Annotated in this window: 30 protein-coding genes; 7 read left to right on the top strand and 23 right to left on the bottom strand. The window is 45.0% G+C overall.

Annotated features, from left to right (window positions below; all coding sequences use genetic code 11):
* Positions 1-181: 181 nt before the first annotated feature.
* Positions 182-778: a sulfite oxidase-like oxidoreductase gene (locus ACZ07B_RS12490; RefSeq protein WP_003228739.1), complete on the bottom strand. Its 597-nt coding sequence runs from the start codon at positions 776-778 to the stop codon at positions 182-184.
* 100 nt (positions 779-878) lie between these two features.
* Between ACZ07B_RS12490 and ACZ07B_RS12495 the strand changes: the two genes are divergently transcribed.
* Positions 879-1,481: a biotin transporter BioY gene (locus ACZ07B_RS12495; RefSeq protein ID WP_029318475.1), complete on the top strand. Its 603-nt coding sequence runs from the start codon at positions 879-881 to the stop codon at positions 1,479-1,481.
* A 67-nt stretch (positions 1,482-1,548) separates the two neighbouring features.
* Here ACZ07B_RS12495 and ACZ07B_RS12500 read toward each other — a convergent pair whose 3' ends face one another.
* Entirely contained in the window at positions 1,549-2,877 is a 1,329-nt protein-coding gene (locus ACZ07B_RS12500; protein WP_003228736.1) for a Na+/H+ antiporter family protein, read from the bottom strand.
* 147 nt (positions 2,878-3,024) lie between these two features.
* Entirely contained in the window at positions 3,025-4,527 is a 1,503-nt protein-coding gene (locus tag ACZ07B_RS12505; RefSeq protein ID WP_015251314.1) for a leucyl aminopeptidase, read from the bottom strand.
* 157 nt (positions 4,528-4,684) lie between these two features.
* Here ACZ07B_RS12505 and ACZ07B_RS12510 point away from each other — a divergent pair, with 157 nt between their 5' ends.
* A complete protein-coding gene (locus ACZ07B_RS12510) occupies positions 4,685-5,161 on the top strand; it encodes a divergent PAP2 family protein (RefSeq protein WP_003244337.1) in 477 nt (158 codons plus the stop codon).
* A gap of 29 nt (positions 5,162-5,190) precedes the next feature.
* On the opposite strand, the gene spsC is transcribed toward ACZ07B_RS12510, so the two are convergent.
* From spsC to ACZ07B_RS12530, 4 genes are all read right to left on the bottom strand, one after another.
* Positions 5,191-5,847 carry a stationary phase survival protein SpsC gene (spsC, locus tag ACZ07B_RS12515; protein ID WP_072175151.1) on the bottom strand — a complete coding sequence of 219 codons (657 nt, stop codon included), beginning with the start codon at positions 5,845-5,847 and terminating at the stop codon, positions 5,191-5,193.
* A 103-nt stretch (positions 5,848-5,950) separates the two neighbouring features.
* A complete protein-coding gene (locus ACZ07B_RS12520; RefSeq protein WP_003243877.1) occupies positions 5,951-6,271 on the bottom strand; it encodes a YuiB family protein in 321 nt (106 codons plus the stop codon).
* Positions 6,272-6,324: 53 nt separating this feature from the next.
* On the bottom strand, positions 6,325-6,468 hold the full coding sequence (locus ACZ07B_RS12525) for a YuiA family protein (protein ID WP_003243733.1): 144 nt from the start codon (positions 6,466-6,468) through the stop codon (positions 6,325-6,327).
* Between the two features lie 172 nt (positions 6,469-6,640).
* The gene (locus ACZ07B_RS12530; protein WP_010886605.1) at positions 6,641-7,861 is read right to left on the bottom strand and encodes an NAD(P)/FAD-dependent oxidoreductase; all 1,221 of its coding nucleotides are present in this window, start codon (positions 7,859-7,861) and stop codon (positions 6,641-6,643) included.
* A 331-nt stretch (positions 7,862-8,192) separates the two neighbouring features.
* On the opposite strand from ACZ07B_RS12530, the gene yumC reads away from it, so the two are divergent.
* Entirely contained in the window at positions 8,193-9,191 is a 999-nt protein-coding gene (gene yumC, locus ACZ07B_RS12535) for a ferredoxin--NADP reductase 2 (RefSeq protein WP_003220618.1), read from the top strand.
* A gap of 38 nt (positions 9,192-9,229) precedes the next feature.
* Here the strand turns inward: yumC and ACZ07B_RS12540 are convergent, their stop codons facing one another.
* Positions 9,230-9,370, bottom strand: a complete 141-nt coding sequence (locus tag ACZ07B_RS12540; RefSeq protein WP_003228723.1) for a hypothetical protein — start codon at positions 9,368-9,370, stop codon at positions 9,230-9,232.
* Positions 9,371-9,648: 278 nt separating this feature from the next.
* On the opposite strand from ACZ07B_RS12540, the gene guaC reads away from it, so the two are divergent.
* Positions 9,649-10,629 carry a GMP reductase gene (gene guaC, locus ACZ07B_RS12545; protein ID WP_014480732.1) on the top strand — a complete coding sequence of 327 codons (981 nt, stop codon included), beginning with the start codon at positions 9,649-9,651 and terminating at the stop codon, positions 10,627-10,629.
* A 73-nt stretch (positions 10,630-10,702) separates the two neighbouring features.
* On the opposite strand, the gene paiB is transcribed toward guaC, so the two are convergent.
* The 6 genes from paiB to ACZ07B_RS12575 all read right to left on the bottom strand — a co-directional run bounded on the left by paiB (position 10,703) and on the right by ACZ07B_RS12575 (position 15,213).
* Positions 10,703-11,326, bottom strand: coding sequence for a protease synthase/sporulation negative transcriptional regulator PaiB (gene paiB, locus ACZ07B_RS12550; protein ID WP_464877247.1), 624 nt, complete (start codon positions 11,324-11,326; stop codon positions 10,703-10,705).
* Positions 11,327-11,349: 23 nt separating this feature from the next.
* Positions 11,350-11,868, bottom strand: a complete 519-nt coding sequence (gene paiA / locus ACZ07B_RS12555) for a spermidine/spermine N(1)-acetyltransferase (RefSeq protein ID WP_014477872.1) — start codon at positions 11,866-11,868, stop codon at positions 11,350-11,352.
* Between the two features lie 339 nt (positions 11,869-12,207).
* On the bottom strand, positions 12,208-12,570 hold the full coding sequence (locus ACZ07B_RS12560; RefSeq protein WP_003244166.1) for a HesB/IscA family protein: 363 nt from the start codon (positions 12,568-12,570) through the stop codon (positions 12,208-12,210).
* Between the two features lie 78 nt (positions 12,571-12,648).
* Entirely contained in the window at positions 12,649-13,503 is an 855-nt protein-coding gene (gene dapF / locus ACZ07B_RS12565) for a diaminopimelate epimerase (protein WP_003243745.1), read from the bottom strand.
* Between the two features lie 122 nt (positions 13,504-13,625).
* On the bottom strand, positions 13,626-14,840 hold the full coding sequence (locus ACZ07B_RS12570) for a NupC/NupG family nucleoside CNT transporter (RefSeq protein ID WP_003228710.1): 1,215 nt from the start codon (positions 14,838-14,840) through the stop codon (positions 13,626-13,628).
* 136 nt (positions 14,841-14,976) lie between these two features.
* A complete protein-coding gene (locus tag ACZ07B_RS12575) occupies positions 14,977-15,213 on the bottom strand; it encodes a YuzB family protein (protein ID WP_003222913.1) in 237 nt (78 codons plus the stop codon).
* Positions 15,214-15,475: 262 nt separating this feature from the next.
* Here ACZ07B_RS12575 and ACZ07B_RS12580 point away from each other — a divergent pair, with 262 nt between their 5' ends.
* Positions 15,476-16,543, top strand: coding sequence for an NAD(P)/FAD-dependent oxidoreductase (locus ACZ07B_RS12580; protein ID WP_024571863.1), 1,068 nt, complete (start codon positions 15,476-15,478; stop codon positions 16,541-16,543).
* A 25-nt stretch (positions 16,544-16,568) separates the two neighbouring features.
* Here ACZ07B_RS12580 and ACZ07B_RS12585 read toward each other — a convergent pair whose 3' ends face one another.
* The gene (locus ACZ07B_RS12585) at positions 16,569-16,895 is read right to left on the bottom strand and encodes a YuzD family protein (RefSeq protein WP_014477874.1); all 327 of its coding nucleotides are present in this window, start codon (positions 16,893-16,895) and stop codon (positions 16,569-16,571) included.
* 99 nt (positions 16,896-16,994) lie between these two features.
* Here ACZ07B_RS12585 and ACZ07B_RS12590 point away from each other — a divergent pair, with 99 nt between their 5' ends.
* Complete coding sequence (locus ACZ07B_RS12590; protein WP_464877248.1) at positions 16,995-17,327, top strand: NifU family protein; 333 nt, start codon at positions 16,995-16,997, stop codon at positions 17,325-17,327.
* A gap of 42 nt (positions 17,328-17,369) precedes the next feature.
* Here ACZ07B_RS12590 and ACZ07B_RS12595 read toward each other — a convergent pair whose 3' ends face one another.
* The 5 genes from ACZ07B_RS12595 to cotNH form a co-directional block, all read right to left on the bottom strand.
* Positions 17,370-19,343, bottom strand: coding sequence for a S9 family peptidase (locus tag ACZ07B_RS12595; protein WP_464877249.1), 1,974 nt, complete (start codon positions 19,341-19,343; stop codon positions 17,370-17,372).
* A 106-nt stretch (positions 19,344-19,449) separates the two neighbouring features.
* The gene (gene thrB / locus ACZ07B_RS12600; RefSeq protein ID WP_130572810.1) at positions 19,450-20,379 is read right to left on the bottom strand and encodes a homoserine kinase; all 930 of its coding nucleotides are present in this window, start codon (positions 20,377-20,379) and stop codon (positions 19,450-19,452) included.
* Entirely contained in the window at positions 20,376-21,434 is a 1,059-nt protein-coding gene (gene thrC, locus ACZ07B_RS12605) for a threonine synthase (protein WP_464877402.1), read from the bottom strand. Before thrC ends, thrB begins: the two co-directional genes overlap by 4 nt.
* Entirely contained in the window at positions 21,434-22,735 is a 1,302-nt protein-coding gene (locus tag ACZ07B_RS12610) for a homoserine dehydrogenase (protein ID WP_003228694.1), read from the bottom strand. The genes thrC and ACZ07B_RS12610 overlap by 1 nt, the downstream gene beginning before the upstream one ends.
* 200 nt (positions 22,736-22,935) lie before the next feature.
* Positions 22,936-23,955, bottom strand: a complete 1,020-nt coding sequence (gene cotNH / locus ACZ07B_RS12615; protein WP_464877250.1) for a spore coat-associated protein CotNH — start codon at positions 23,953-23,955, stop codon at positions 22,936-22,938.
* 152 nt (positions 23,956-24,107) lie between these two features.
* Here cotNH and ACZ07B_RS12620 point away from each other — a divergent pair, with 152 nt between their 5' ends.
* On the top strand, positions 24,108-24,608 hold the full coding sequence (locus ACZ07B_RS12620) for a phosphatidylglycerophosphatase A family protein (RefSeq protein ID WP_003243814.1): 501 nt from the start codon (positions 24,108-24,110) through the stop codon (positions 24,606-24,608).
* A gap of 26 nt (positions 24,609-24,634) precedes the next feature.
* Here the strand turns inward: ACZ07B_RS12620 and nucF are convergent, their stop codons facing one another.
* Genes nucF through ACZ07B_RS12635 form a run of 3 tightly spaced genes read right to left on the bottom strand, consistent with a single transcriptional unit; the run spans position 24,635 to position 26,167 of the window.
* A complete protein-coding gene (nucF, locus tag ACZ07B_RS12625; protein WP_024573449.1) occupies positions 24,635-25,405 on the bottom strand; it encodes a 5' nucleotidase NucF in 771 nt (256 codons plus the stop codon).
* Positions 25,406-25,433: 28 nt separating this feature from the next.
* Entirely contained in the window at positions 25,434-25,868 is a 435-nt protein-coding gene (locus ACZ07B_RS12630) for a DUF86 domain-containing protein (RefSeq protein WP_464877251.1), read from the bottom strand.
* Positions 25,869-25,891: 23 nt separating this feature from the next.
* Positions 25,892-26,167 (bottom strand): YutD family protein, encoded by a 276-nt coding sequence (locus ACZ07B_RS12635; protein ID WP_003228682.1) that lies wholly within the window; start codon positions 26,165-26,167, stop codon positions 25,892-25,894.
* Positions 26,168-26,202 lie beyond the last annotated feature (35 nt).

The following is a 26,202-nucleotide window of genomic DNA, read 5'->3' on the forward strand; positions in this document are numbered from 1 at the left end:
GCAATGTATGATAATGATTTTCACTATCAACTAGACACCTCAAATAATAGGTTTTCTTCCAAAGAAAGTCAACTTTTTCCCGAATAAAAAAGGCACCTTGATCAAATAAGGTACCTGCAGACTAACAATATGGAAATAAAAACCTAATAAAGATGCGGATTGTCCTATTTGAAATAGAACCTTAATCCCATGTAAACCTTTGATTTTGCCATGGGTCGCCTCTCATGTGATAGCCATTCCGCTCCCAAAAGCCAGGGTGATTTTCTTTCGTAAATTGGATGCCGCGCAGCCACTTGGCGCTTTTCCAAAAATATAGATGCGGAAATACACCCCGCAGCGGAAAGCCGTGTTCAGGGGTTAAAGGTTCGCCATTATGCGCATAAGCCAGAAGGGAAGTTTCCGCTAAGAAATCATCAAGCGGCAGATTGGTCGTCCAGCCCTCTTCAGCATGTAAAATGACGTAGCCCGCTTCTTCTTTTACACCCGCTTTTTCCGCTATATCACAAGCCCGCACGCCTTGCCACACATTATCAAGCCTTGACCATCCCGTGACGCAATGAATGTCATTTTTCGATTCATACCGTGGAAAGGCTTTGACATCTTCAAAGCTTAGCAGCATCGGATGGTCAACCAAACCGTATACTTGAAGATTCCATTTCGTCATATCTTCGTAATATGGGACATCTCCGGTATGAAGCACAGGAAATGAAGTGGTGACGTTTTGATTTGGCGGCACTCTTCCAGATTGATCGGATTGTCTTGTTTTTCCGAAATACATATGGGCCTCCTTTTTGTTAACCTAATTCAAAATCATGTTGACAATCTTTTTGTTCTTTATTACTCTATGATTGTGTATGTCAACCTAAGGGGGAACAACGATGAAACAACGTAAACTTCGTGCGGGAGATATGGCGCTGATTGGCATGTTCGCCGCACTTATGGCTGTCGGGGCCAACATTACATCAGTAGCACCCTTTTTACAAGTAGCCGGCATTCCGCTTTCGATGCAGCCGTTTTTCTGTCTCTTGGCTGCTTTGCTTCTTGGCAGCAAACGAGCAGCGATTGCCATGATTGTATATGCACTTGTCGGATTGGCCGGAGCGCCTGTGTTTGCTCAATTTTCAGCAGGCTTCGCACCGTTTGCAGGGAAAAGCGGCGGGTTTATTATCTCATACATCCCGGCAGCATTTGCAGCGGGATGGTTTTTAGAACGAAACATTCAGCCAAGTAAAATTCGATTTCTCATTGCTTCACTTATCGGAACGGCGATCATGTATCTCATCGGCACTACCTATATGTATCTTGCACTGAAGCTGTGGATTCATACGCCAGTGAGCTACGGCACGGCTTGGGGCTTTATGATTTGGTTTATGGTAAAAGATACAGCGCTGGCTGTGATACTGTCGTTTATCGCACCAGCAATCTACCGCTCTATTCATAAAGCAACCGGCTTTAACAGAAATCACATATCGTCCATGTAAGCCGTTCTATTGGACGGTTTTTTTATCATAACGAGAAAAGGCTCCCCAGTAAAGGGGAGCCTTTTTCCTATAAAACAAGCGCTGCAATCCAGCCAAAGATGACAAGCGGAATATTATAAAATATAAATGTCGGCACACAAGTATCCCAAATGTGGTGATGCTGGCCGTCCGCACTCAAACCTGAAGTCGGCCCAAGCGTACTGTCACTGGCAGGTGAACCGGCATCGCCGAGGGCAGCAGCAGCTCCGATAATCGCAATCGTTGCCATCGGGCTGAATCCTAGCTGCATGCATAGAGGCACAAAGATGGTTGTGATAACAGGAATCGTCGCAAAAGAAGATCCGATTCCCATTGTAATTAATAAGCCGACAATGAGCATCAGCAATGCGCCCAAGGACTGACTGTGTCCGATAAAACCAGCTGACGTTTTGACCAGTGACTCGACATCCCCGGTTTTCGTCAATACGTTTGAAAACCCGGCTGCAACAAGCATGACAAAGCCGATAAAGGCCATTAAAACCATTCCATCAGTAATCAGTGAGTCCGCTTCATCACGCTTCATCACACCGCTGACAAACAGAACAATCAGACCAGCGAGCGCCCCCATAATCATTCCTTCTACTCCCAAAGTCTGAGATAAGTAAAGCTGGACGCCGAGTGACACAACAATGGCTAGAACCGCGATACCAATACTTTTTCTCGTATATGGCGATGCTTCTGCACCTGAAATGTCTTTTGTTTCATATTGTTTCGGTTTACGGTATACGATCACTGATAAAATAAGGCCGACAACCATACCTGCAACTGGAATAATCAGTGCGTACGGAATATCAGCAAGCGGAACGTTTAACCCGGCATCCGCCATATTGTCCTTCAGCATGCCTTGGAAGATTTGGCCGAAACCGACCGGAAGCAAAATATAAGGAGCCGTTAAGCCAAATGTAATTACACACGCGATCAGACGGCGGTCCATTTCAAGTTCATTAAAGATTTTCAAAAGCGGCGGAATCAGCACCGGAATAAACGCGATGTGAACCGGAACGACGTTTTGCGAAAAACAAGATACAATTAAAATAATCAGCACAATCAGCACCTTAGACAGTGCTTTTTTTCGAGAATCTTCTTTATTTCCGATTAATTTAACGGAGGCTTCCACCATTGCGTCCGGAAGACCCGTTTTCGTCAAAGCGGCGGCAAACGCGCCAAGCATGGCATAGCTGACTGCAACGGTGGCATTTCCGCCGAGACCATCTGTGAAAGCTTTAACCGTTTCGCCAAGACCGAGCCCGCCTGTTAACCCGCCGGCCAAGGCGCCTATAATTAATGCGATAACAATATTGACACGCAGCAGGCTTAATACAAGCATAAGCAGGACTGCGATGACGACTGCATTCATGATGATACCCCTCCAAAAATCCTTTAGTTTGCTAATGTAGTAGATAAATAAAGTACGAACGTATCGTATCATAACCGATCCACTTTAGTCAACTAAAGATTCCGGAAGAAAAAAATCCCTGCCGCATCATACAGCAGGGATTTTTCATTACTCGTTTTTATCTTCTTCCAATGTAAATCGCTCCGCAAGTGTAGCCAGTGTTCTTGCCATAACGCCGGTAGCCCCGGCCGGCCCGAAGCAGGTTGCTTTATTGGCAGTCGCTGTGCCTGCAATATCAAGGTGAACCCAAGGTGTTGACTCAGCGAATTCACCAAGAAACGTTCCTGCCATAATCGCATGTCCCTCGCGTCCCGGTGAATTGTTGAGATCCGCCATTTGGCTGCTTTTCACGCGTTTTTTATCCTTCTCTGTTATCGGCAGCTGCCAGATTGCCTCGCCGCACTCTTGTGCAGCATCAGCTACCTGCTGGTAAAAGCTTTGATCATTTGTCATTGCACCGGTTGTTTCTGTTCCTAATGCCACAACGACGCCGCCGGTAAGCGTAGCTACATCGACAAGAACTGATGCGCCATGCTGTTTCGCGTATGTAATGCCATCTGCAAGCACTAGCCTTCCTTCAGCATCCGTATTAAGGATTTCTATTGTTTTTCCGCTTAAAGATACGATCACGTCATCCGGCTTCATGGCCCCGCCGGAGATCATATTATCGGTTGATGGAATAACGCACAGCACGTTTTGCTCAGGACGAAGCTCTCCGATCGTTTCCATAGCACCGAGAACCGCAGCTGCTCCTCCCATATCTGATTTCATGCCGACAATTCCAGATTTCGTTTTAATGGAGTAGCCGCCTGTGTCAAAGGTAATTCCTTTCCCGACTAGTCCGACGACGTCCTCCCATTCCTTTTTGCCCTGATATTTCAACACAATCATTTTCGGCGGTTCGGTGGAGCCTTGGTTTACCGCAAGTATTCCGCCCATACCGAGCTCTTCCATCTCTGATTTCTCCAATATCTCACACTCAAAATCATATTTCGCCGCAAGCTCTTCAGCATACGAAGCGAGGTCAGTCGCTGTCAGCATGTTTCCCGGCATATTCACAAGCGTTCTAGCCGAATTTGTCCCTTGTCCGTATGCCTGGCCGACGCGAAGCCCCGCCTGCACTTCCTGTGTATCTTCATCTGTTACAACATACACGGCTTCAATTTGTTTGTCAGGCTCATTTGATTTGTGCTTATAATCCTGCACCTCATAGGAAGCAAGCAGGCAGCTCTCAGCTAAAGCATGAGCGGCATCGGCTGGAGGCACGTCTTCCGAAATAAATGTATCAAGCAGGACAGCAGTTTCTTGTTTTCGATCTTTATGAATGGCTTGAAAAACATGAGCAAAACGTTCCTTCGCCTGTTCAAACGAATAATTTGCTTCTCTCCCCAGACCAACGAAATAAATCCGTTTCATACCCGCAGAAGATGGAGGGAATACTTTTGATACTTGATTCGGTTTTGCAGAGACATCACCCTCTTTTAAAAGCTGTGTCAGATGGCCTTCGAGCATTTCATCAATTTCCAACGCTTTTCCTGTCAGCTGGCTTTTTTGAAAAAGCCCGACCACAAGGGTTTCTGTATGCTCTGATTGTTGAACCGCATAAAACATGAGGCTTACACTCCTAACGTAATGGGTATTTGTAATGAACAATGGTATAATAGGAAAAACATTCTTTCCACTATACTTATTTTAACAAACAACAGTCTAAGACTTGCTTTTTTCTTTTGAAACACGAAGGATTTTTCAAATAGAAAGGATGTCGCCGATGGAACTTTTAACGAATTTTCCTTTATTATCAAGCCTGGCCGCAATTATTTTTGCTCAGGTCATCAAAGTGCCCATACAGTTTATCGTGTCCAGAAAACTGGACTGGTCGCTGGTCACAAGCACAGGCGGCATGCCCAGCTCTCACTCCGCAGCGGTCACTGCACTTTCAACAGGCGTAGCCTTGGAGCATGGATTAGACTCCTCACTCTTTGCGGTTTCCGCCATTTTCGCCGTCATAACCATGTTTGACGCAACTGGCGTCAGACGCCACGCCGGTGAGCAGGCAACAGTCATTAATAAGCTTGTCATTGATTTTAACCGTTTCGTAAATGAAGCGAAGGACTTCCCTAAGGCTGCAGAGAAAGAAAAGCAAAAAAAGCTGAAAGAGCTTCTCGGACATCAGCCGATCGAAGTCTTTTTCGGAGGCCTAACAGGTATTTTACTGACATTGGTACTCGCTTACTTTTTCATGTAAAAAAACGCTCCTGCTTTCGCTGGAGCGTTTTATTCTTTCACAGTTTTATATTGATTTCTGAACACTTGCAAAGATTTTGTTTCATTGAGCTTCTCAAGCTCATCCTCGGTAATCTTTCCCGTTCCCTTTTTAATCACATATACATCAAGGGTTTTTTTGCCCCATTCATTGTATACATCTTTGACTGTCTCAAAGTACAGATCAAGGCGGTTTCCCTTAATAGCTGATCCTGTGTCGGCCACAACTCCGAGACCGTAGTTCGGAATGAATAAAATTGTTCCGATCGGGAAAACGGACGGGTCAGCAGCAACCGTGGAATATAAATCCCGTTTCACTTTCACACCTGAATATGTAAGCCCGTATAATGGATCACCGGGATTTTTGCCCGTCGACTCAGCTCCTGCTGTGTAGCCTGTTGCTGTTACTCTTTGGACCGGATATTCATCCCAATCAAATGCCTCTTCTAACGGTTTTGTTTTATCCTCAGCCGCGGACGTGGTTTGTGTTTGTTTCTGCTGCAATGCTTTTAATGTCAGTCCTGCATGCTTCAAGTGCTTTTCCTGATGTTCCTGCACCCATTTTGACAAGTCCTTCGCTTCAATTCCTGACACTGATAAAAATGTCGTGCCAAATGCAAGCAGAAATAAACAGGTCATCAGCAAACGTCTGATCATATTCAACATCATTCACCTCTCCTCCGAATCATTGTTCCCAAGTGGAGAGAGCATTATTCAAAATGATGAATGAGCTGAACGCATAAAAAAAGCTTTCTTTAGAAGAAAGCGGCATTTAAAACATTTGATATCCTCTTTTTCTGAGCATGTTGATCGCTATACCGGACACGATGGCGCCGGCCAAACCGCTGACTAAAATCAGCACATCGGCAGCCGCTAATGATAAGACACGATGAAACAGGCTGGCAAAGGATTCTCCCGGCGACTGGACATAGCTGATCAGCTTTTCTTTGCTGATAATGAAAAGGCATACAATCGGATAAATCACAGCCATAATCCAAGACATTCTCAGCAGCATGTTTAATAAGAAACCGATTCCAAAAAACAAGACAAAAAACAAAACAATTGAGATGATTACGACTGGCAGACTAATCAACCTATTCCACCCCCCTGCGTTGTTTTTAGTGTAACGCGGGGGCTGAAATAAAGTCAACGGCTGGAAAAAGAATGACTGTCTTTTCCTGTCCCCTGGCAAGACGGACAAGTCTCTGAACCGCCGAGAATCAATTGAAAATATCCTTTCCCTGAACAAAATGGGCATGCATGTGAAGCGGTTGTCGTTGCAGTTTTCATCTAATCATCACCCTTTTTCTTAATTTTCTGATAATATACCATATCAAGCTGTCAACAATAAAGTCAGATCATGTGACAAATCTTTTGATGTAAGCGGAAACATACTTGTTTTCCTCTCGTTCTCTTTTTATTTTGGCGTTTTTTAATAAAGAAAACCCGCTTCCGCGGGTTTTTAGAAAAACTTGAACTTGCCTTTTTTCAGTGTCAGTCCGAGTCCGCCAATCATAAACAGCGAGCGGTTATCAATGACTTTTTTCATAAACGAAGCGGGCGTGCCTTTCAGCTTTCTGCCATAAACAACCCCAACCGCGTTATGCTCGCCAAGAGAAGCCACTGTTCCCTTAATGTCCGGCTTGAATTCCTCAAGCTCTCCGCCTTTAATAAGCCTGCCAAGGTTTTTAGCGACCGTTATGCCCTGCTGCATTGCAATTTGCGCAGTCGGCGGATACGGACGCTCTGTATCTTCATTCATAAACAGCGAGCTGTCGCCGAGAATAAAGACATTGTCATGTCCCGGGGCGCGGAGATCAGGGTTGACTTTGACTCGGCCGCGCATATTTTCAAAACCGGCTTCCTCCACAATCGGATGGCCGCGGACACCTGCCGCCCAAACAACGGTTTGCGATTTGATCTGCTCTGGTTCCTCATCTTTTTTGCCGACTCTGACTCCTTCCGGGGTACATTCTTGTACAGCCGTGCCGATCTTGAACTCAACTCCGTTTTCCTCAAGATAATGTACGGCGTAATCAACAAGTTCCGGATCAAAGCCCGGCAAAACGGTCGGCGCTGCTTCCACACAAATGATGCGGACAAGGCTTCTGTCAACGTCATACTCCTTACAGAGCTCCGGCACGCGAGCAGCCAGCTCGCCAAGAAATTCAATTCCCGTAAATCCGGCACCGCCAACAACGATCGTTAACCTGTCCGGCCGTTTTTCCGCTTCCGTATTGTAAGTCGCAAACTGCAGCTCAATATGTTCCCGCAGCAGGCGCGACGTGTTGATGTTGGCAATCGGAAACGCATATTCTTTTAAGCCTTTAATGCCGAACGTTTCAGGCACGGCGCCGAGCCCGATGACTAAATAATCGTACTGCAATTCTCCATTCGCAAGCACAACTTTTTTCTCATCAATTTTGATTGCCTTTACGGTATCCTGTACAAAATTCACCCGTGACTGGTTGATTACATCTTTTATCTGATAACGGCAGCGGTCATGATGGAGCGTACCCGCGCTCGCTTCATGCATCCATGTCGTTTCATAATGATAATTGTGTTTATTTACAAGCGTAATGTCAGCATCATTCGGCCCGACATACTTCGTCAGCCTTGTCACCGTCATCAATCCGCCATATCCTGCACCTAAAATCACGATTTTGGGCTTATTCAATGCCATCACATCCACCTTCTCTTTTTTTGCTTTTGTTAGACCCATAATAAAATCATCATTTGTGTTAGCTTCAGCTTATTGGCGGGATTTTATGAAATATATTGAAAAGTTTTTTGTGAAGTCCTTACCCGTAGCACTATTATCATGTTTATCCGGCTGGCCCAAGAAACATTCAGAAAAAGATCATTTCATTTGGTTATTATCGTAGCGGCCTGCGGAAATATTTTCAAGAACGGATGGGCACGTTAGATCCTTACGATTTTTTCTGCTGACTCGTCAATTTGAACGGCAATATGGTATAATTAATAACAATTTTCATTTAGGAGGCAATTTTCGTATGCGAGAGGATACAAAGGTTTATGATATTACAATTATAGGCGGGGGACCGGTCGGCTTATTCACCGCTTTTTACGGCGGGATGAGACAGGCAAGCGTCAAAATTATCGAAAGCCTGCCTCAGCTCGGCGGACAGCTTAGCGCCCTATACCCTGAGAAGTATATATATGATGTAGCGGGATTCCCGAAAATCCGCGCGCAAGAGCTTATCAATAACCTAAAAGAGCAAATGGCGAAATTCGACCAAACCATTTGTCTGGAGCAAGCGGTTGAATCTGTTGAGAAACAAGCTGACGGCGTATTTAAGCTTGTAACAAATGAAGAAACCCACTACTCTAAAACAGTCATCATCACTGCAGGAAACGGCGCATTCAAACCGAGAAAGCTGGAACTTGAAAATGCCGAGCAGTATGAAGGCAAAAACCTCCATTACTTCGTTGATGATCTGCAAAAATTCGCCGGCAGACGCGTTGCGATCCTAGGCGGTGGAGATTCCGCGGTTGACTGGGCGCTTATGCTTGAGCCAATCGCAAAAGAAGTATCGATCATTCACCGCCGTGACAAGTTCCGTGCGCACGAGCACAGTGTGGAAAACCTTCATGCGTCGAAGGTTAATGTCCTGACACCATTCGTCCCTGCGGAGCTGATCGGCGAAGACAAAATCGAACAGCTTGTGCTTGAAGAAGTGAAAGGCGACCGCAAAGAGATTTTAGAAATTGATGACTTAATCGTCAACTACGGTTTCGTTTCATCTCTTGGACCGATCAAAAACTGGGGCCTGGACATCGAGAAAAATTCCATTGTCGTGAAATCAACAATGGAAACAAATATCGAAGGCTTCTTTGCAGCAGGTGACATTTGTACATACGAAGGAAAAGTCAACCTGATTGCCAGCGGCTTCGGTGAGGCACCGACAGCAGTGAACAACGCCAAGGCTTACATGGACCCGAAAGCCCGCGTACAGCCTCTTCACTCAACAAGTCTTTTTGAAAATAAATAATAAAAAAAGGAGCTTGTGTCTGCGACACAGCTCCTTTTTTATTTGAAGATATTTATATAATTCAATGCAGTTCCTACAACCAGCGCAATCACAAGGGCTGCGACTACCCAGATCATTGCCATAATAATGCGGTCCTGAATCTTTTGGGACTTCGGTGTTTTTTCTTCGTTTTGGGCCATCTTATTCGCTCCTTTCCCATGTCCATGCCATAAAGAAAGCCTGGTGCTGAACGACCAAGCTTTGCTGAACGTATATCATTCGCGTTTTGATCCGCTCTCTAAGACCATTCGTTAAAACTATGATACCTAAACTCACCCTGCATGACAAGCTTCGGCACTTGCACCACACCTGCCAGCAAATCATAATGTTTGACATCCTAAATAAAACAGAGTACATTATAGAAGGCGAACATTTCATATATTATACTTTTAAATATTCGTTTTTAGGAGTGAAAACAATGGAAAACGTATTTGATTACGAAGATATTCAGCTAATTCCTGCAAAATGCATTGTAAATAGCCGTTCAGAATGTGATACATCCGTACGCTTAGGCGGACGTACATTTAAATTACCCGTCGTTCCTGCCAATATGCAGACGATTATAGATGAAAAACTAGCGATTTCATTAGCCGAAAATGGCTACTTTTATGTGATGCACCGATTTGAACCTGAAAAACGGATTGATTTTATTAAAGATATGAACGCACGCGGGTTATTCTCTTCTATCAGCGTGGGCGTCAAAGATGAGGAGTATGAATTTGTCCGCCAGCTGGCAGAAGAAAATCTGACTCCTGAATACGTGACAATTGACATTGCTCACGGGCACTCAAATGCTGTCATTGAAATGATCCAGCACCTTAAAAAACATTTGCCGGACAGCTTTGTTATTGCTGGCAATGTCGGAACGCCAGAAGCAGTCAGAGAGCTTGAAAATGCGGGAGCGGATGCCACTAAAGTCGGCATCGGACCGGGAAAAGTATGTATTACGAAAATCAAAACCGGCTTTGGTACAGGCGGCTGGCAATTAGCGGCGCTGCGCTGGTGTGCCAAGGCTGCCAGCAAACCGATTATCGCGGATGGCGGCATCCGCACCCATGGCGACATCGCAAAATCAATCCGATTCGGCGCAACGATGGTCATGATCGGTTCACTATTTGCCGGACACGAAGAATCGCCAGGCCAAACGATCGAAAAAGACGGAAAGCTTTACAAGGAGTACTTTGGCTCAGCCTCTGAATTCCAAAAAGGCGAAAAGAAAAATGTCGAAGGCAAAAAAATGCATGTAGCGCATAAAGGCTCAATCAAGGATACACTGATTGAAATGGAGCAGGATCTTCAATCTTCTATTTCTTATGCAGGCGGAACAAAGCTTGACGCCATCCGCAATGTGGATTATGTGATTGTGAAGAATTCCATTTTTAATGGGGATAAATATTAATCATAAAAAAACGCCAAGTCAGCGATTCTCCGCTTGAGTTGGCGTTTTCTGCTACTTCTTCAGCAAAGTAAGCTTATATTTGCTTTTTGAATTTATCTTCCATCAGTTCTGCCATTTGTTTTGCATTTGGATTTTCTTCATTTTGCAACTGTTCAATGATGTTCATATAATCCGTTTCATTTCGGTTCTGGCTTAATTTATATGCCGCTTGAATGTCTTCCACCTTAATTTTAAATCCAACGATACCTTTCAATTCACGTTCTAAGAGTTTTGGAGAAAGCTTATCCCATAAAACAGGATTGTCACGATGTTTTTCGTATTTTTCCAGCATGATTGTTAATTCTTCTGCTAATTCATCTTTCTCTAACATACTTGCTTTTCCATACATGTGGACAGCCTGATGATTCCACGTCGGAACATTTTCGCGCGAATACCAGGAAGAAGAAATATAAGCGTGCGGTCCCTGAAACATCACAAGCACATCTTCACAGGCTTCAAACGTTCTCCACTGAGGATTTCCATAAGCGAAATGCCCCGTAATATAGTAATGATCATCTTTTTTATTGAATCCTAACGGCAAATGTGTGGCAATTGGTTTTCCTTGTTCTGTTGTGACAACCGTACCAAAGGAGTTTTCTTGTACAAAATTCCAAATTTCTTCAGCATTTGTGACTTTAAAATATTTTGGAATATACATCATCATCCACCCTTCGAAAAATATTATATGAGTGTTTTAGCCATGATTAAATCCGTTTGCTCTTCATCACCCATATAAAAAGAGTGGGCGCCGGTCTGAACAAACCCCATTTTCTTATAAAAGGCAATGGCATTTTCATTTTTTTCCCATACACCTAGCCAAATGTTCTTTTTATTACGTTCCAGCGCAATTTCTATAGCTTTATTCAGCAGATGTTTGCCAAGCCCATGTTTTTGAAAGCTGTTCTTTATATAAATTCTCTCGATTTCAAGTGATTCAGCACCCATTTCTTCAGACTGAGCATCATCGATATTGACCTTTACATATCCAGCGATTTCATGATCAAAGTAAACAAAAAAGAATTGCGAAGACATATTGGATAACTCTTTTTCCAGCTGCTCAGTGTTAAATGCGCTTTCTAAATAGGCTTTCATATTTTCAGGTGAGTTCTGTTCTTTAAAAGTGTCATTGAATGTTTCAATACTCAATTGTTGAAGTGTTTGTAAATCTTCCCGGCTGCATTTTTTCATTTTTACACTCATTGTTCGGATTCAGCCCCTTTATTAAAAATTCAATTGTCTTGTGTCCCTTTTTAATATATTTAAACACGGAACAGATACTGACCTTGTTACCATTCCAAAAATCTTCTTCATCATCAACTCCCTATCGTGTTTTTGTTGTAAATGCAATAAAATATACTCTGCATTAAATATAGCGTAACTTTGCTGTATTTACAACAAAAAACCAAACAACAAAGCAGCGTTTCTCTTGCCTAAGTCCCCGTACTCTCTGCATCATTTACCCATAATAAAAACGCCTCCCTTAACGATGATTTATCGCTAAGAAAAGCGTCAGTAATAGTTGCTATCCGTTTTTAGTGCTTAGCACTCTTCAGGCTTGCCTGCATTCGTTGCTGTTCTGAACGAAGAACCGCAGCCGCATGAAGCGATGGCGTTTGGATTGTCGATGGTGAAGCCGCCGCCGAGCATGGATTGTTTATAATCAATCACGGTGCCGTTCATGATGTCAAGGCTTTCTTTGTCAACTAGAACAGTGATGCCGTGCTGATCAAACACACTGTCTGATTCACTCTTTTCATGCTCAAAGCCCATGCCGTAAGAAAGTCCGCTGCAGCCGCCCCCTTTGACGCCTACACGCAGAAACGCGTTTTCTTCTTCATGCTCTTTCATCATATCTTTTATATGCAAAGCTGCTGCTTCTGTAATTGTTACCGGGTTGCTCATCATTGTGAACCTCCTTTTAAAAACCGGTTGCTGTCTTTTATTATAAACATGATCGTCCCAATTCTCAAACAAGGTGTTTTACAAGAAATAGACACCCTCACAAACGGTTTCAGCCGGCCCTGTCATCATTACATGGCCGTTATCTTTCCAGTTTATCACCAAATCCCCGCCTGCTAAATGCACCGTGATGTCTTGATTTCGCTTTGATACGCCGTTTAATACAGATGCGACCGCCGCTGCACATGCTCCTGTCCCGCATGCCTGAGTAATCCCTGATCCCCGTTCCCAGACGCGGAAATGCAATTCTTGTTCATTCACGGTTTCAACGAATTCCACATTGATGCCTTCCGGAAATCTCGGATCTTTCTCAATCACCGGCCCCAGTGTCGTTAAGGGTGCCTGTTCAATGTCTGCGATCGGAAAAACGATATGCGGATTTCCCATTGAAACGGCAGTGCCTGTTAGTTCTACTTCACCAAATGCCATCGTTTCATTGATTGTGTGCTCTTCCCCGCCGTCAAGCATCGGGAGCTCGGATTTTGTCAAGCGCGGTTCGCCCATATCGACAGTGACCACATTCACTTTTCCGTTTTCGACTTGAACCTCCGCTTTCACAAGCCCGGAGAGAGTTTCAATCAGAAAAGATGTTTCCTCAACCAGCTTATGCTCATATGCGTATTTTGCGACGCAGCGCAGGCCGTTGCCGCAGTTCTTCCCTTCAGACCCGTCATTATTAAAAATCCGCATTTTAACAGGCGCTTGGTCTGATGGGCATATCAGGATCATTCCGTCGGATCCGATCCCTGTATAAACAGAAGAAACCTGAATTGCAATCTCTGACAGTTTTTCTTCTGGAAGCTGTTCTTCAAATTGATTCACATAAATATAACTGTTTCCCAGGCCGTGCATTTTGGTAAATCGAAATGAGTTCATAGGTGCCTCCAACTTTTTTTCTTTTTCTTAGTATAAAAGCTATTATAAGCGGACACAATACAATTATCCCCCGTTTTTCATACATAAAAGCTCCTTGCACTGACGCAAGGAGCTTTTATCGTTTATATAAACATGCCGGCAATGGCTGCGCTGAGCAGATTGGCTAATGTTCCTGCAAGAACAGCCTTCAGGCCGAGACGTGCGATATCTGAACGGCGGCTGGGCGCTAAACCGCCAAGCGTACCAAGCATAATCGCAATTGATGAAAAATTGGCGAATCCGCATAACGCGAAACTGATAATGGTAGCAGTTTTCTTAGAAAACTCGCCGATGTGCGGACCGAAGTTAGAATAAGCGACAAACTCATTCAGCACCAACTTCTGGCCGATATAGCTTCCCGCCTGCAATGCTTCATGCCAAGGCACGCCAATCAAAAAGGCGATAGGAGAAAACACATAGCCGAGAATGGATTCTAATGTTACGCCTTTTAAACCGAACAAGCCGAAAGCCCCGCCGAGAATACCGTTTACTACAGCGATTAACGCAACAAACGCAAGCAGCATCGCCCCAACGTTTAACGCAATTTGCAGTCCTGTTGACGCTCCCTTTGCCGCTGCGTCAATGACATTGGCTGCTCCTTCGCCTTCATCCATTTTGAAATCGCTTTTTACGGTTTGCGTTTTTTCCGTTTCGGGTATAATCAATTTACCAAAGACTAGTCCAGCTGGAGCAGCCATAAAGCTGGCCGCAAGCAAGTATTCAATCGGAATACCGAGAAGCGCGTACCCAAACAAGGTAGATCCCGCAACTGCCGATAGACCGCTCGTCATAATCGTAAACAACTCAGAGCGCGTCAGCCCGGCAATCAGGGGTTTGATCACTAACGGAGATTCTGATTGTCCTACAAAAATATTGGCAGCAGCCGCCAGAGATTCCGTTTTGCTTGTTCCAAGGAGCTTCGACAATCCGCCGCCAATGACACGGAAAACGAGCTGCATGATTTTCAAATGATATAAAACTGCAATCAGTGCTGAGAAGAAAATGATAACGGGCAGTACACTTAATGCAAATGCCGGACTGTCTCCGACCTTTAGAAGCGGTCCAAAAATAAAACTGATGCCTTCATTCGCATAGTCAATCAGAAGCTGTACACGGCTTGAAAACCATAAAAAAACAGCGCGTCCCGCTTCCCATTTCAACACGATGTATCCAAACGCCACCTGTGTGCATAAACCAACAATGACGGTTCTTATCTTAATATTGCTTTTCTTTTCTGAAAATAAAAACGCGATAGCAATGATCGCAACTGCGCCCAGCAGCCCCCACAGAACATTCATGAATACTCGTACACCTCTTAAATTTTATTTAAAAAAATATCTTTTATACGATAACAATAATATTTTTTGATGTCTACACATTTTTTTAGTTCTTTTGTACGGCAAAATAAAAAAGGGCCTGTCCAGGCCCTTTTCTTTAAAACATTGGATTTTCTTCAATAAAGGTATATATATTCTCAACAAGCTCAGCAGGCGTTTCACCCATGACGACTTCTCCGTTTACCAGAGCGAAAAGCGATTCCATGCATGTCCCGCAGTAGCTTAAGCAGCCATATTCAAGGACATCAAGGTTGGGATCCTTCTCCAAAATCGCCCGGGCTTCCTGAGAGCCGTGAGCCAGATTGCTGACACAAAATTCAATCATTGGATTCATGCGGTTTCACCTCACATATGTCCATTATCGCGAATTTTTCACTATTCGTCAAAGACAACGGATGATTCAAAATTTATTATCGTAACATATTATTTCTCAAATAACGTTTTACTAATTTGTGTTTTCAGGCTAAATTGTAGGTTATTTTGAAACTATTATTGTGATTTTAGATCAAATTCGATATAATTCTAGATGTTATTTTACATAGTTCGTATTTTCTTCAATGTGTCTATCATACTCTTCGGATTAAAGGGGAATTCAAATGAAAAAATTGGTCTTGATCGGCGGAGGTTACGGGAACATGCGTGTTCTTCATCGCTTATTGCCAAACCAGCTGCCTGATGATGTTTCAATCACGTTAATTGACAGAAATCCTTATCACTGCTTGAAAACAGAATATTATGCCCTTGCCGCAGGCACAATTTCTGACCATCATATCAGAGTGTCATTCCCAGAGCACCCTCGCCTGGATGTCCAATACGGTGATATCACATCAATTGATATTGTACAAAAACAAGTGCTGTTCCAAGATCGTGAACCGATTTCTTACGATGACGCCGTAATCGGGCTCGGCTGTGAGGATAAATATCACAACGTGCCGGGAGCGCCTGAATTCACCTACAGTATTCAAACCATCGATCAGTCCCGCGAAACCTACCAAAAGCTGAATAATCTGAGCGCTAATGCCACCGTTGCCATTGTCGGAGCGGGCTTAAGCGGCGTTGAGCTTGCAAGTGAATTGAGAGAAAGCCGTGATGACCTGAACATTATTTTGTTCGACCGCGGTAATCTCATTTTATCAAGCTTTCCCGAGCGTTTAAGCAAATATGTGCAAAATTGGTTCGAAGAGCACGGTGTCCGCATTATAAACAGGGCAAATATCACAAAAGTAGAAGAAGGCGTTGTGTATAACCACGATGATCCGATTTCTGCAGACGCCATCGTGTGGACAGCCGGCATCCAGCCAAACAAAGTCGTCAGAGACTTAGATGTGGAGAAGGACGCACAAGGGCGTATTGTATTAACGCCTCATCACAATCTTCCAGGTGATGAACATCTGTACGTTGTCGGCGATTGCGCCAGCCTTCCTCATGCACCGAGCGCCCAGCTGGCAGAGGCTCAAGCAGAGCAGATTGTCCAAATCTTGCAAAAACGCTGGAATGGAGAAGCCCTGCCTGAATCAATGCCGCAGTTTAAGCTGAAAGGCGTTCTCGGTTCACTCGGAAAAAAAGCCGGCTTCGGGCTTGTTGCTGACCGTCCGCTGATCGGCCGTGTTCCGCGTATGCTGAAATCCGGCTTGCTGTGGATGTATAAACACCATAACGGTTAATGATTGAGAAGAACCGCTGATCAAGTCAGCGGTTTTCTGTATACCCATGCTTCTCCATTTCCTCATAAACGTCTTTTAATTTTGGATTGCCTTCACCGACAATTTTGTCTTCTACGAGCACAAGCGGATAAAAATACTCGTCATTTCTGATTTTTTCCGCAAGCTCTTTCGCATGTTCATTGTCAGGCGGCTCATAAATATCGATGTACTGCATCTCAAAAGGCTGATTTGGATATTTTCTTTTCAGCGCAGCCTCAAGCCACTCGTATGTATCCTTGGCTGTCGGCATATTGACACAGCTCGCACACACGGTTTCTGCCCCATATACGCTTAGCATGACTGGTTTCATCACTTGTGAACGCCCCCTTCTCCTATGCAAGTCCTTTCTTTTAAGTATACAGAGCCAAAGGACATTTTTATAGAAAAAAACCGTTTTTGTGTTGAAGTCTGAATGTGCTATAATAGGGAGAGCAACTTTGCAAACCAAACAATAGATTTTTATTGTTACACTGAATATAATGGTTTTATGACGAAAGGAGCGAATGTCATGACTGAAGTTGAAATGAAAGAACAGGTGCAGGAAGTACTGGACAAACTTCGTCCGTTTTTACTTCGTGACGGCGGTGACTGTGAGCTTGTAGACGTAGATGAAGGTATCGTTAAGCTTCGTCTTCTAGGCGCATGCGGCAGCTGCCCAAGTTCAACAATTACGCTGAAAGCCGGAATTGAGCGCGCTCTTCTAGAAGAAGTGCCGGGTGTCGTTGAAGTAGAACAAGTCTTTTAATAAAGCAGCCAGGCTGATATTTGATCAGCCTGGCTTTTTTTATTAGAGATATTGGTCAAACCATGAGCTGATATAATTCAGGCGCTTGATCCGCTGTCTTGGGTGTCCGGTGCGTGACAAATTGTGCGATGCATTCGGAAAACGGACAAGCTTGGTTTCCTTGCCCATTTTTTTCAGAGCGATAAACAGCTGCTCCGCCTGCTCAATCGGGCATCGGTCATCCCGCTCGCCATGCAGTATCAAAAGCGGTGTCTCCACGTTTGCTGTGTATTTTAAAGGAGACCGGTCCCAGAGCTTTTCTGTGTCCTCAAACATGTCATGCTCAAGCTGCCAGTCTGTAAAGAAATAGCCGATATCACTGACGCCGTGAAAGCTGATCCAGTTTGAAATCGAGCGCTGGGTGACGGCAGCTTTAAAGCGGTTTGTCTGCCCGACGATCCAGTTGGTCATAAAACCTCCGTAGCTTCCGCCCGTGACACCGAGCCGCTTAGGATCAATATGCGGATCCCGCTTGATAGCCTCATCCACAGCTTGCATCACATCGTCATAATCCTTTCCCCCATAATCTCCTCTGACCGCATTCACAAATTCCTGCCCGTAGCCGTGGCTTCCTCTCGGATTGATATAAACGACCGCGTATCCTTTCGCCGCCAGCACCTGAAACTCATGAAAATATGTATGTCCGTACATCATATGCGGACCGCCATGTATGTTGAGAATAAGTGGATATGTTGTCTCACCTTCCATTTGTGCAGGCTTCATCAGCCAGCCGTTCACCATCACACCGTCTTCTGTAGTATATTGAATCTCTTCAGGTATTGATATCGTATGCTCACTGACAAACTTGTCATTCGCGCCAGTCAGCTGTTTCTCTTCCTGTCCAAGCGGGATACTGTAAAGCTCACTCGGTCTGTCCGGCTTTGTCACACTGGCCATAAAGTGCTGTTCATCAGGTGAAAGAGAAAAGCTATTGATGTACTCTTTTTCCAGACGAACCGGATACACAAGGCCTTCAATCGAAATATAATAGATGCCTGTGCTGCCTTGATCTGTGCCGATGACATAAAACCCTTGGCTGTCCTTTGTCCAAATCGGGCGCTGTTCAGCACCACCGATCAATGAATCTCCAATCAGCGCATCCGCTAAATGAACGTCCAGCATCTCAGTCAGACATGTGAGGCGGTCTTGTTCGATATCATAGAGCCACGCCTTTGAGAGCGTTGCATTCTTATATTCCTTTTCATTTCCAAGCAAAGCAAGATACCTTCCGTCTGGTGAAAATGAGCTTGATCCGAATGAGCCGCGATGAGGTGTAACCTGCTTAAGATCTCCAGACTCCAATGACATTATGTAAACATCATGCGGCTTGCTGGCATCATCTGTTTCAGTTAAATTAGCTGAGAAAACAAGCCATTTGCCGTCAGGAGAAAAAGCAGGATCACCATGATCAGCTTTGTGACTTGTTAGCTCCTTCATCTCACCCGACTTTACGCTGACAAGCACAAGCTGGGTATACGCACCTCTCGTCAGCCCTTTGCCGTCCCGTTTGTAGGAGAGGCCTTGCACTTCAACAGGTTCATAGCTGTCCTGCTCTGTTTTTTCTCGGTCATCAATGCTTTCTCTCTCTCCCAAACTGACAGTGACCAGAATCGATTCGCCATCCGGGGACCATATTGGCTTTGACACGCCATACGGGATATCAGTCAGTTTTCTCGCTTCTCCGCCTTCAGCGCTCATCATATACAGCTGTGCCGCATCGCCTTCTCGATCAGAAATAAAGGCAAGCGTGCGCCCGTCCGGAGACCATCTTGGGTCGGTGCTTCGCTTTTCTCCATGTGTCCAAGGAACAGACCCGCCTGTTTTCGTTTCATAGATCCATATATTTGATGTATACGAATCTTTCTCTTGATTCACTTGTGATTTTACATATGCGGCACGGGTGCCGTCTGGGGCGTATTGAGGATCGGTCACAGAGACAATCGCTGTGATGTCGTCTGCGGTTATCAGCTTTTTCATATTCATCTCCTCCTTTTTACATGTATTTCGTTTTTCTAAATAAAAACTCCTTTATCTCCAGCAAAAAAAGCGCCCTCCGCTGACGCTGAGGAACGCTTGGCATGATCTATACACTTTTTACTTGATATAAAGGATTTCGCTCTATTATACTTCCCTCTTTCGGGACGGTCAAAGCGTCTACTTCACAATGAGGGAAATGAAGCGCGAGCTGTTCTTTTAGCTCTTCTCCCTTTCCTTTTTCGGTCATGACAAGAATCGTCGGGCCTGCTCCGCTGAGAGCCGTTCCATATGCGCCCTTCATCTCGGCGACGTGCTCTACTTTTGACAGCTCAGGCACAAGCATCGCCCGGTACGGCTGATGGAACCTATCCTTCTTCATGATTTTCCCCACAAGCGGCCAATCCTTGGACATGATCGCAGCAATGAGGATATTGCTGACAGCACTTGCTTTTACGGCGTCGGCATATGGAAACTCCTTCGGAAGCACGTCTCTCGCGTCTCTTGTCAGCACTTCGTAAAAAGGAATGACAACGACTACGTCAATGTCAGCATTCGGGACGCGGATCATTTGGGTCTCGTCATCCTCATGCAGGCCGATCACAAGTCCGCCGACGAGAGAAGCGCCAGCATTGTCCGGGTGTCCTTCTTCTAGACTGGCTAAATGCAGCTTGTCCGCTTCAGACAGCTTTAAGCCGCATAATTCATCAGCCAGTTCAATGGCCGCTACAATCGCCGCGGCGCTGCTGCCAAGGCCACGTGCAAGCGGGATGTCGCTCCACACCTTCACATGGACAGGAGGCATTTCTTTTCCGTACAAATCTGCGGTCCGTTTAGCCACTTGATAGATCAGGTTATCTGTACCCGCCGGAATTCCGGCGACTGTTTCTGTTTCAGCCTCAAAAGACCATTTGTCGCTTTCAAAGACGGTCAGCTTCAAATATCTGCTGAGCGCCATTCCGACTGAATCAAAGCCGGGGCCTAGGTTAGCTGTGCTTCCGGGAACAGTGACAGAGAACAGCATGTCGGCTTCGTTCATACACGGGCCGCTCCTTTTACATATTCAAGGATGCTGTCTTCATCAGTCGGCAGTGTGACAGGCTTGATTTCTGAAATGTCGACCGCTGTGTTCGGATCTTTCAGTCCGTTTCCTGTTAACACAGCTACGACCTTGCTGCCTTTCGGAATTTCTCCGGATTTCACCTGTTTCAGCACTCCTGCGATAGACGCGCAAGAACCCGGTTCTGCAAACACGCCTTCTACACGGGCGATCAGCTGATATGCGTGAAGGATTTCACCATCAGTGACTTCGTCAATTTTCCCATTGGATTCCTCGGCTGCCTTTACAGCTTTGTCCCAGCTTGCCGGGTTTCCGATACGAATGGCTGTCGCTATTGTTTCAGGATTTTTAATCACTTCATTGCGCACGATAGCCGCCGCACCCTCAGCTTCAAAGCCGCGCATTTTCGGAAGGCCTGTGCCGTTTTTCTCATGATATTCCTTGAAGCCCTTCCAGTACGCAGTGATGTTTCCCGCGTTTCCGACCGGGATCGCTAAAACATCAGGCGCTTCCCCCAGCTGTTCGCACACTTCGAAGGCAGCAGTTTTTTGGCCTTCAATGCGGTAAGGGTTGACTGAGTTGACAAGGGCAATCGGTGATTTCTCACAGATGGAACGGACAATTTTAAGCGCATCGTCAAAGTTTCCGTCAATTGCGATAATCTCGGCTCCGTACATGACAGCTTGAGCGAGTTTTCCAAATGCAATTTTTCCGTTCGGGATGATGACAATGCATTTCATGTTAGCACGGGCTGCATATGCTGCCGCAGCAGCGGAGGTGTTACCTGTTGACGCGCACATAATCGTGTCATTGCCTTCTTCTTTTGCCTTTGCCACAGCCATAACCATTCCGCGATCTTTAAACGATCCCGTAGGATTGACGCCTTCCGTTTTGACATGAAGCTCAATTCCGAGCTGCTCAGACAGCTTCGGCAGGTGAATAAGAGGTGTGTTTCCTTCATGTAAAGTTAGCCCCGGTGTTTGATCTGTTACAGGTAAAAATTCTTTATATTGATGGATAAGTCCTTTCCACATTAGCTCCAACCGTTCCCTTCTACACGATATGTGCTTTTGACTTCTTGAACGACTTCCAAATCATTTAGGTTTTGCAGAATATCACTGAAATCAGCTTCTGATGTATGATGTGTGACAATTACGATTTCAGCTAACTCATCATGGCCTTTAATTGGCAGCTGAAGGATTTTTTCAAAGCTCACGCCCCGCTCTGAGAACACAGATGTAATTTTCGAGAATGAACCAACCTCATCTTTTACATGAATTCTTAAAAACTGCTGTGCATAAATGTCAGACGGCGATTTCATGTTTTTCTCATATTGCGGCCCGACAAAGCTGTTGCCGGTTACACCGAGGCGCATATTTTTCATGACAGCGACGAGGTCAGAAACAACGGATGTCGCTGTCGGCATGCTTCCGGCTCCCGGCCCGTAGAACATCGTCTCACCGACAGCCTCGCCGTATACATAAACAGCGTTAAACTCATTATGAACAGCAGAAAGCGGATGGTGGTCAGGAAGCAGTGTCGGCTGTACGCTGACCTCGATTTTGCTGCCGTCACGCTGAGCAATCCCGATCAGCTTCATTGTATAGCCGAGGCGTTTGCTGAAGCTGATGTCCTCGTCTGTAATTTGGGAGATCCCCTTTACTTTGACGTCTTCCAGATCCACGTTCATCGAGAAGCCGAGGCGCGCCAATATCGCCATTTTCCGTGCGGCGTCAAGCCCTTCCACGTCAGAAGTCGGATCAGCTTCGGCAAAACCGAGATCCTGCGCTTCCTTGAGCACTTCCTCGTATGGGCTTTTCTCTTTGATCATTTTTGTTAAGATAAAGTTTGTTGTGCCGTTCACAATTCCCATCATTTTTGTAATTCGATCTGATGAGAGGCCTTCCTCTAACGTGCGCAGAATCGGAATCCCGCCGGCAACACTGGCTTCAAAGTAGATATCGCATCCATTTTCCTTCGCTTCGGCAAGCAGCTCGGAGCCGTACACAGCCATTAAGTCCTTGTTTGCTGTGACAACATGCTTTTTCGATCTCAGCGCGTCGACCAAATATTGTTTTGTCTGCTCAACTCCGCCGATCACCTCGATGACGACATCAACATCTGGATCATCAATGACATCATACACTTCTGTCGTAAGCACTTCCTTCGGCAAATCTACTTCTCTCTTTTTCTCTAAATCTTTTACAAGCACTTTTTTTATCGTAACCGGACAGCCGACCTGATGCATAAGCTTATCCTGATGGTCTTGAATAATTTTAACGACACCGCTTCCGACGGTACCTAAACCTAAAAGCCCTACACGAATCGCTTTCAAAAAAACTCCACCTTTCTTTTGATTGTCCTCTTGAAAAAGACAATTGTTAACTCAACACAGACATATAAGTTACAAACATTATATAAGCCCGCTCCTGTTTTGACAAGACAGCACTAGGCTGAATTTTGCGAATGTAAACGCTTAACGCGTTGATATGACAAGATTCTTTATTTTCTAATTATTTTTGTCAGATTTTCTCCTCACCCTGAGCTGCCTTTGCCGAGCCAGCTGACGCGTGGAACAAACAGCTTCTGCGCCCGCATATTCATGAATTCTTGCGCTGTATTGAGAAATTGTTCATAACGCCCACAGTCATTAAGAATGAAGTCAAGTTGTTCTTCAAAATAATGCTTTTCTGATTCTGATGACATGTAATAGCTTTCCACGATTTCAAAATAATGAAGCGGGAAAAGCAGACGGCTGTATAAAAGGCGTTTCGAAAATGAAGACAGCGGTGTGACTTGCTCGTATTCCTGTAAAAAGAGAAAGCCCTGCTGATTAAAATCTTGTCTGTGATGCAAAAACGTATGCCTCATATATTCAGCCAAATCACGGGAAGCGTGGTCAAACACCCAATCCGCCGGAATCCTGATCAATGATTCCGGTGACCATGTATGCCTTTCCATCCGCTGATGGCATATCGTTCCTGAATCAGCGGCTTGGGGCTTGTCATCCAGCTCAGTGTCCACTAAATATTGTATCGCGTTTTCTGACAGTCCTAAATAATAGGGAAATGATTCGATCATTTTTTTATCGAATGGCTCATGCGGAGGGGTCTGAACCTTTCTCTTCCAAAATGCTTCCAGCTGATCAATTCGTTTTCCCCACAGATCCTTCCACTGGCCGATTCTTCCGGCTGCCTTCACCTCATACGGATATCCTCGGCCTTTTCGGTGAAATTCCGCCAGCTCCGCTCCAATGGAGAACGCCCTATTTGAATAAGGGGGGGCCGCCTTCAGCAGAGCGTACGTTTTTCCCTCATGTTCAAATGTCAGCTCACCTTCTTTTGTAAAGATAAAAACCGATACGTATGGGTCACTTTGTTCTTGTAAATACTGACTCATGTAATAAAGCTCCGCCAGCTCTGTTTCTGAGAATTGGGAAACGGGGACAATCAGAAAGTATGAATTAGGCGTCTGAAAGCATTGATATGTGTGCTGGTACATGGAAAGCTGCCTGATGTGAATGCCGTATTTTTCTTTTATTGTACCTTTCACCATGATCACCTGCCTGTTGAATTAGGGCTCATCACATCGTAGTCATACACAGCCGGAATTATGAATACATATTTTAATCCGAAGAAGGCGCAAGAAAAAGTCGTAAACTTCTCAAGCATTTTGTATAAACTAGTAAAAAAGATTGGGTGAAGCTGATGTCAGAAAACGAACAATTCAGTCAGATGGAAGCTAAAGCAAGAGCACGGATGAAGGAGCGCGGCGTTGAGGTATCAGACATTGCCGAGCTTGTCTTTTTTCTGCAGAAAAAATATCATCCGGATTTAACCATTGATGAATGCACGCTGAACGTCAATCGTGTTCTCGCAAAACGCGAGGTGCAAAACGCGATTTTAACGGGCATTGAATTGGATGTTCTTGCTGAGCAGAAAAAACTGTCTGAACCGCTGCAAACGATGCTGGAAATAGATGAAAGCCTATATGGAGTAGATGAAGTTCTGGCATTTTCCATTGTGAACATTTACGGATCGATCGGGTTTACGAACTACGGTTACATCGACAAAGAAAAACCCGGAATCCTTAAACGATTGAATGATAAATCAACCGGTGAATGCCATACCTTTTTAGATGACATCGTCGGAGCGATTTCCGCCGCGGCTTCAAGCAGACTTGCACACCGCGCGCGGCATACAGAATAAGGGCACCCTTTTAGGGCGCCCTTTTTTCAAATGTATGGAATCCATTCAGTCAGAGAGTCAATGGCGTGAGTCGGTTTTTCCATATCGTCTGTCATATGTTCTCTTTTCGTTACGCCGGTGTGAACGAGCAGCGTATCCATCCCCGCGTTAATGCCGGCCATAATATCAGTGGCGTAGTTGTCGCCGACCATGAGTGTTTCCGACACATCTGTGCCGAGAACGCGCATCGCCTGCTCCATAATAATTGATTCCGGCTTGCCGATAAATACAGGCTGTACACCTGTAGATACGGTTAACACCGATGTCAGTGAGCCGTTTCCCGGCAGAAGTCCTCTTTCAGTCGGAATCGCAATATCTCCGTTAGTGGAAATAAAGCGGGCGCCATTTCTGATTGCCAGGCAGCCGACAGCAAATTTTTCGTATGTAATGGAACGGTCGATGCCAACAACGACAAAGTCCGCGTTTTCTCCGCCAAATGTCAGGCCGTTTTCTTCAATCGCCTGGCGGATTCCTTCCTCCCCAATCACATACACAGACGCGTTTTTTTTCTGCTGGGCAATGTGCTGGGCAGTTGCCATGCTGGTCGTGAAGACCTGCTCTTCTGTTGCCGGAATATCAAAAGACACGAGCTTGTCCGCTACCTGCTTCGGTGTACGCGAAGAGTTGTTTGTCACGAAAAGATAAGGAACGCCGCGATCTTTCAGCGTTCTGACAAATTCACACGCTTCCTCGATTTTTTCCGTGCCATTGTACATCGTTCCGTCTAAATCAATTAAATACCCTTTATATGTTTTCATATCCAACACTCCTGTGGCTTTCCAGTTGTTATTTAAACGCGGAAACAGGTCCTAGCTCTGTTTCCAAATAGCTTCTGATCCGTTTCGGGAAGTCCTGAAGAGCTGTTTGATGCGCCTTGATCAGCCTGTAAAGCTCGCCGCTGTCAGCGAACAGATACTGTTGAACCAACGTTTTGCGGTAGGCGATCAATTTCTTGAGCTCAGCACCCTCTTTTTCCGTGACAACTTTCTCATCAACAAGTATATCCATAATGTCGTCATAACTGCCCGGGTCCCGCATAATAAAGCCGTCAATCATGTCATTGCCTGTATCCAAAATGCATTCGATTAACAGATGGCCTATACGCTGAAGTGCCAATTCCCCGATTTCAGACTGCCAGTCTGTTTGTGAGTCAAATAGCGCCAGCTGGTGCTCGAAGAACCCTAGTGTTTTCTCGATTTTGCTTCTGTCAACAAAATACATGACAGCATCCCCTTTGTGTATATTTATTTTCTGATCCGTTTCAAGACAAAATACGCACAGCCGAAATTGCAGTATTCGTAAATATATTCATCTAATGTGCTGATTTTCGTTTCGAAGGTTGCCTTTTGATTCTGGTCGTCAAAGAAGCCCTTGAGCCTTAGCTGACCGTATCCCCAGTCTCCCACAATATAATCGTATTTATTTAATATATCGGAGTAGCGGGCTTTAAAAGCCTCTTCGTTGAAGCCGTCTTTGAAATTGTGCACCAATTCAAATTCGGCATTTTGAATAAGAATCATGATCTCACCTCTTTTTCACTCATTCCTATCATAAT

The organism is Bacillus sp. 9.4 (genome assembly GCF_055486415.1).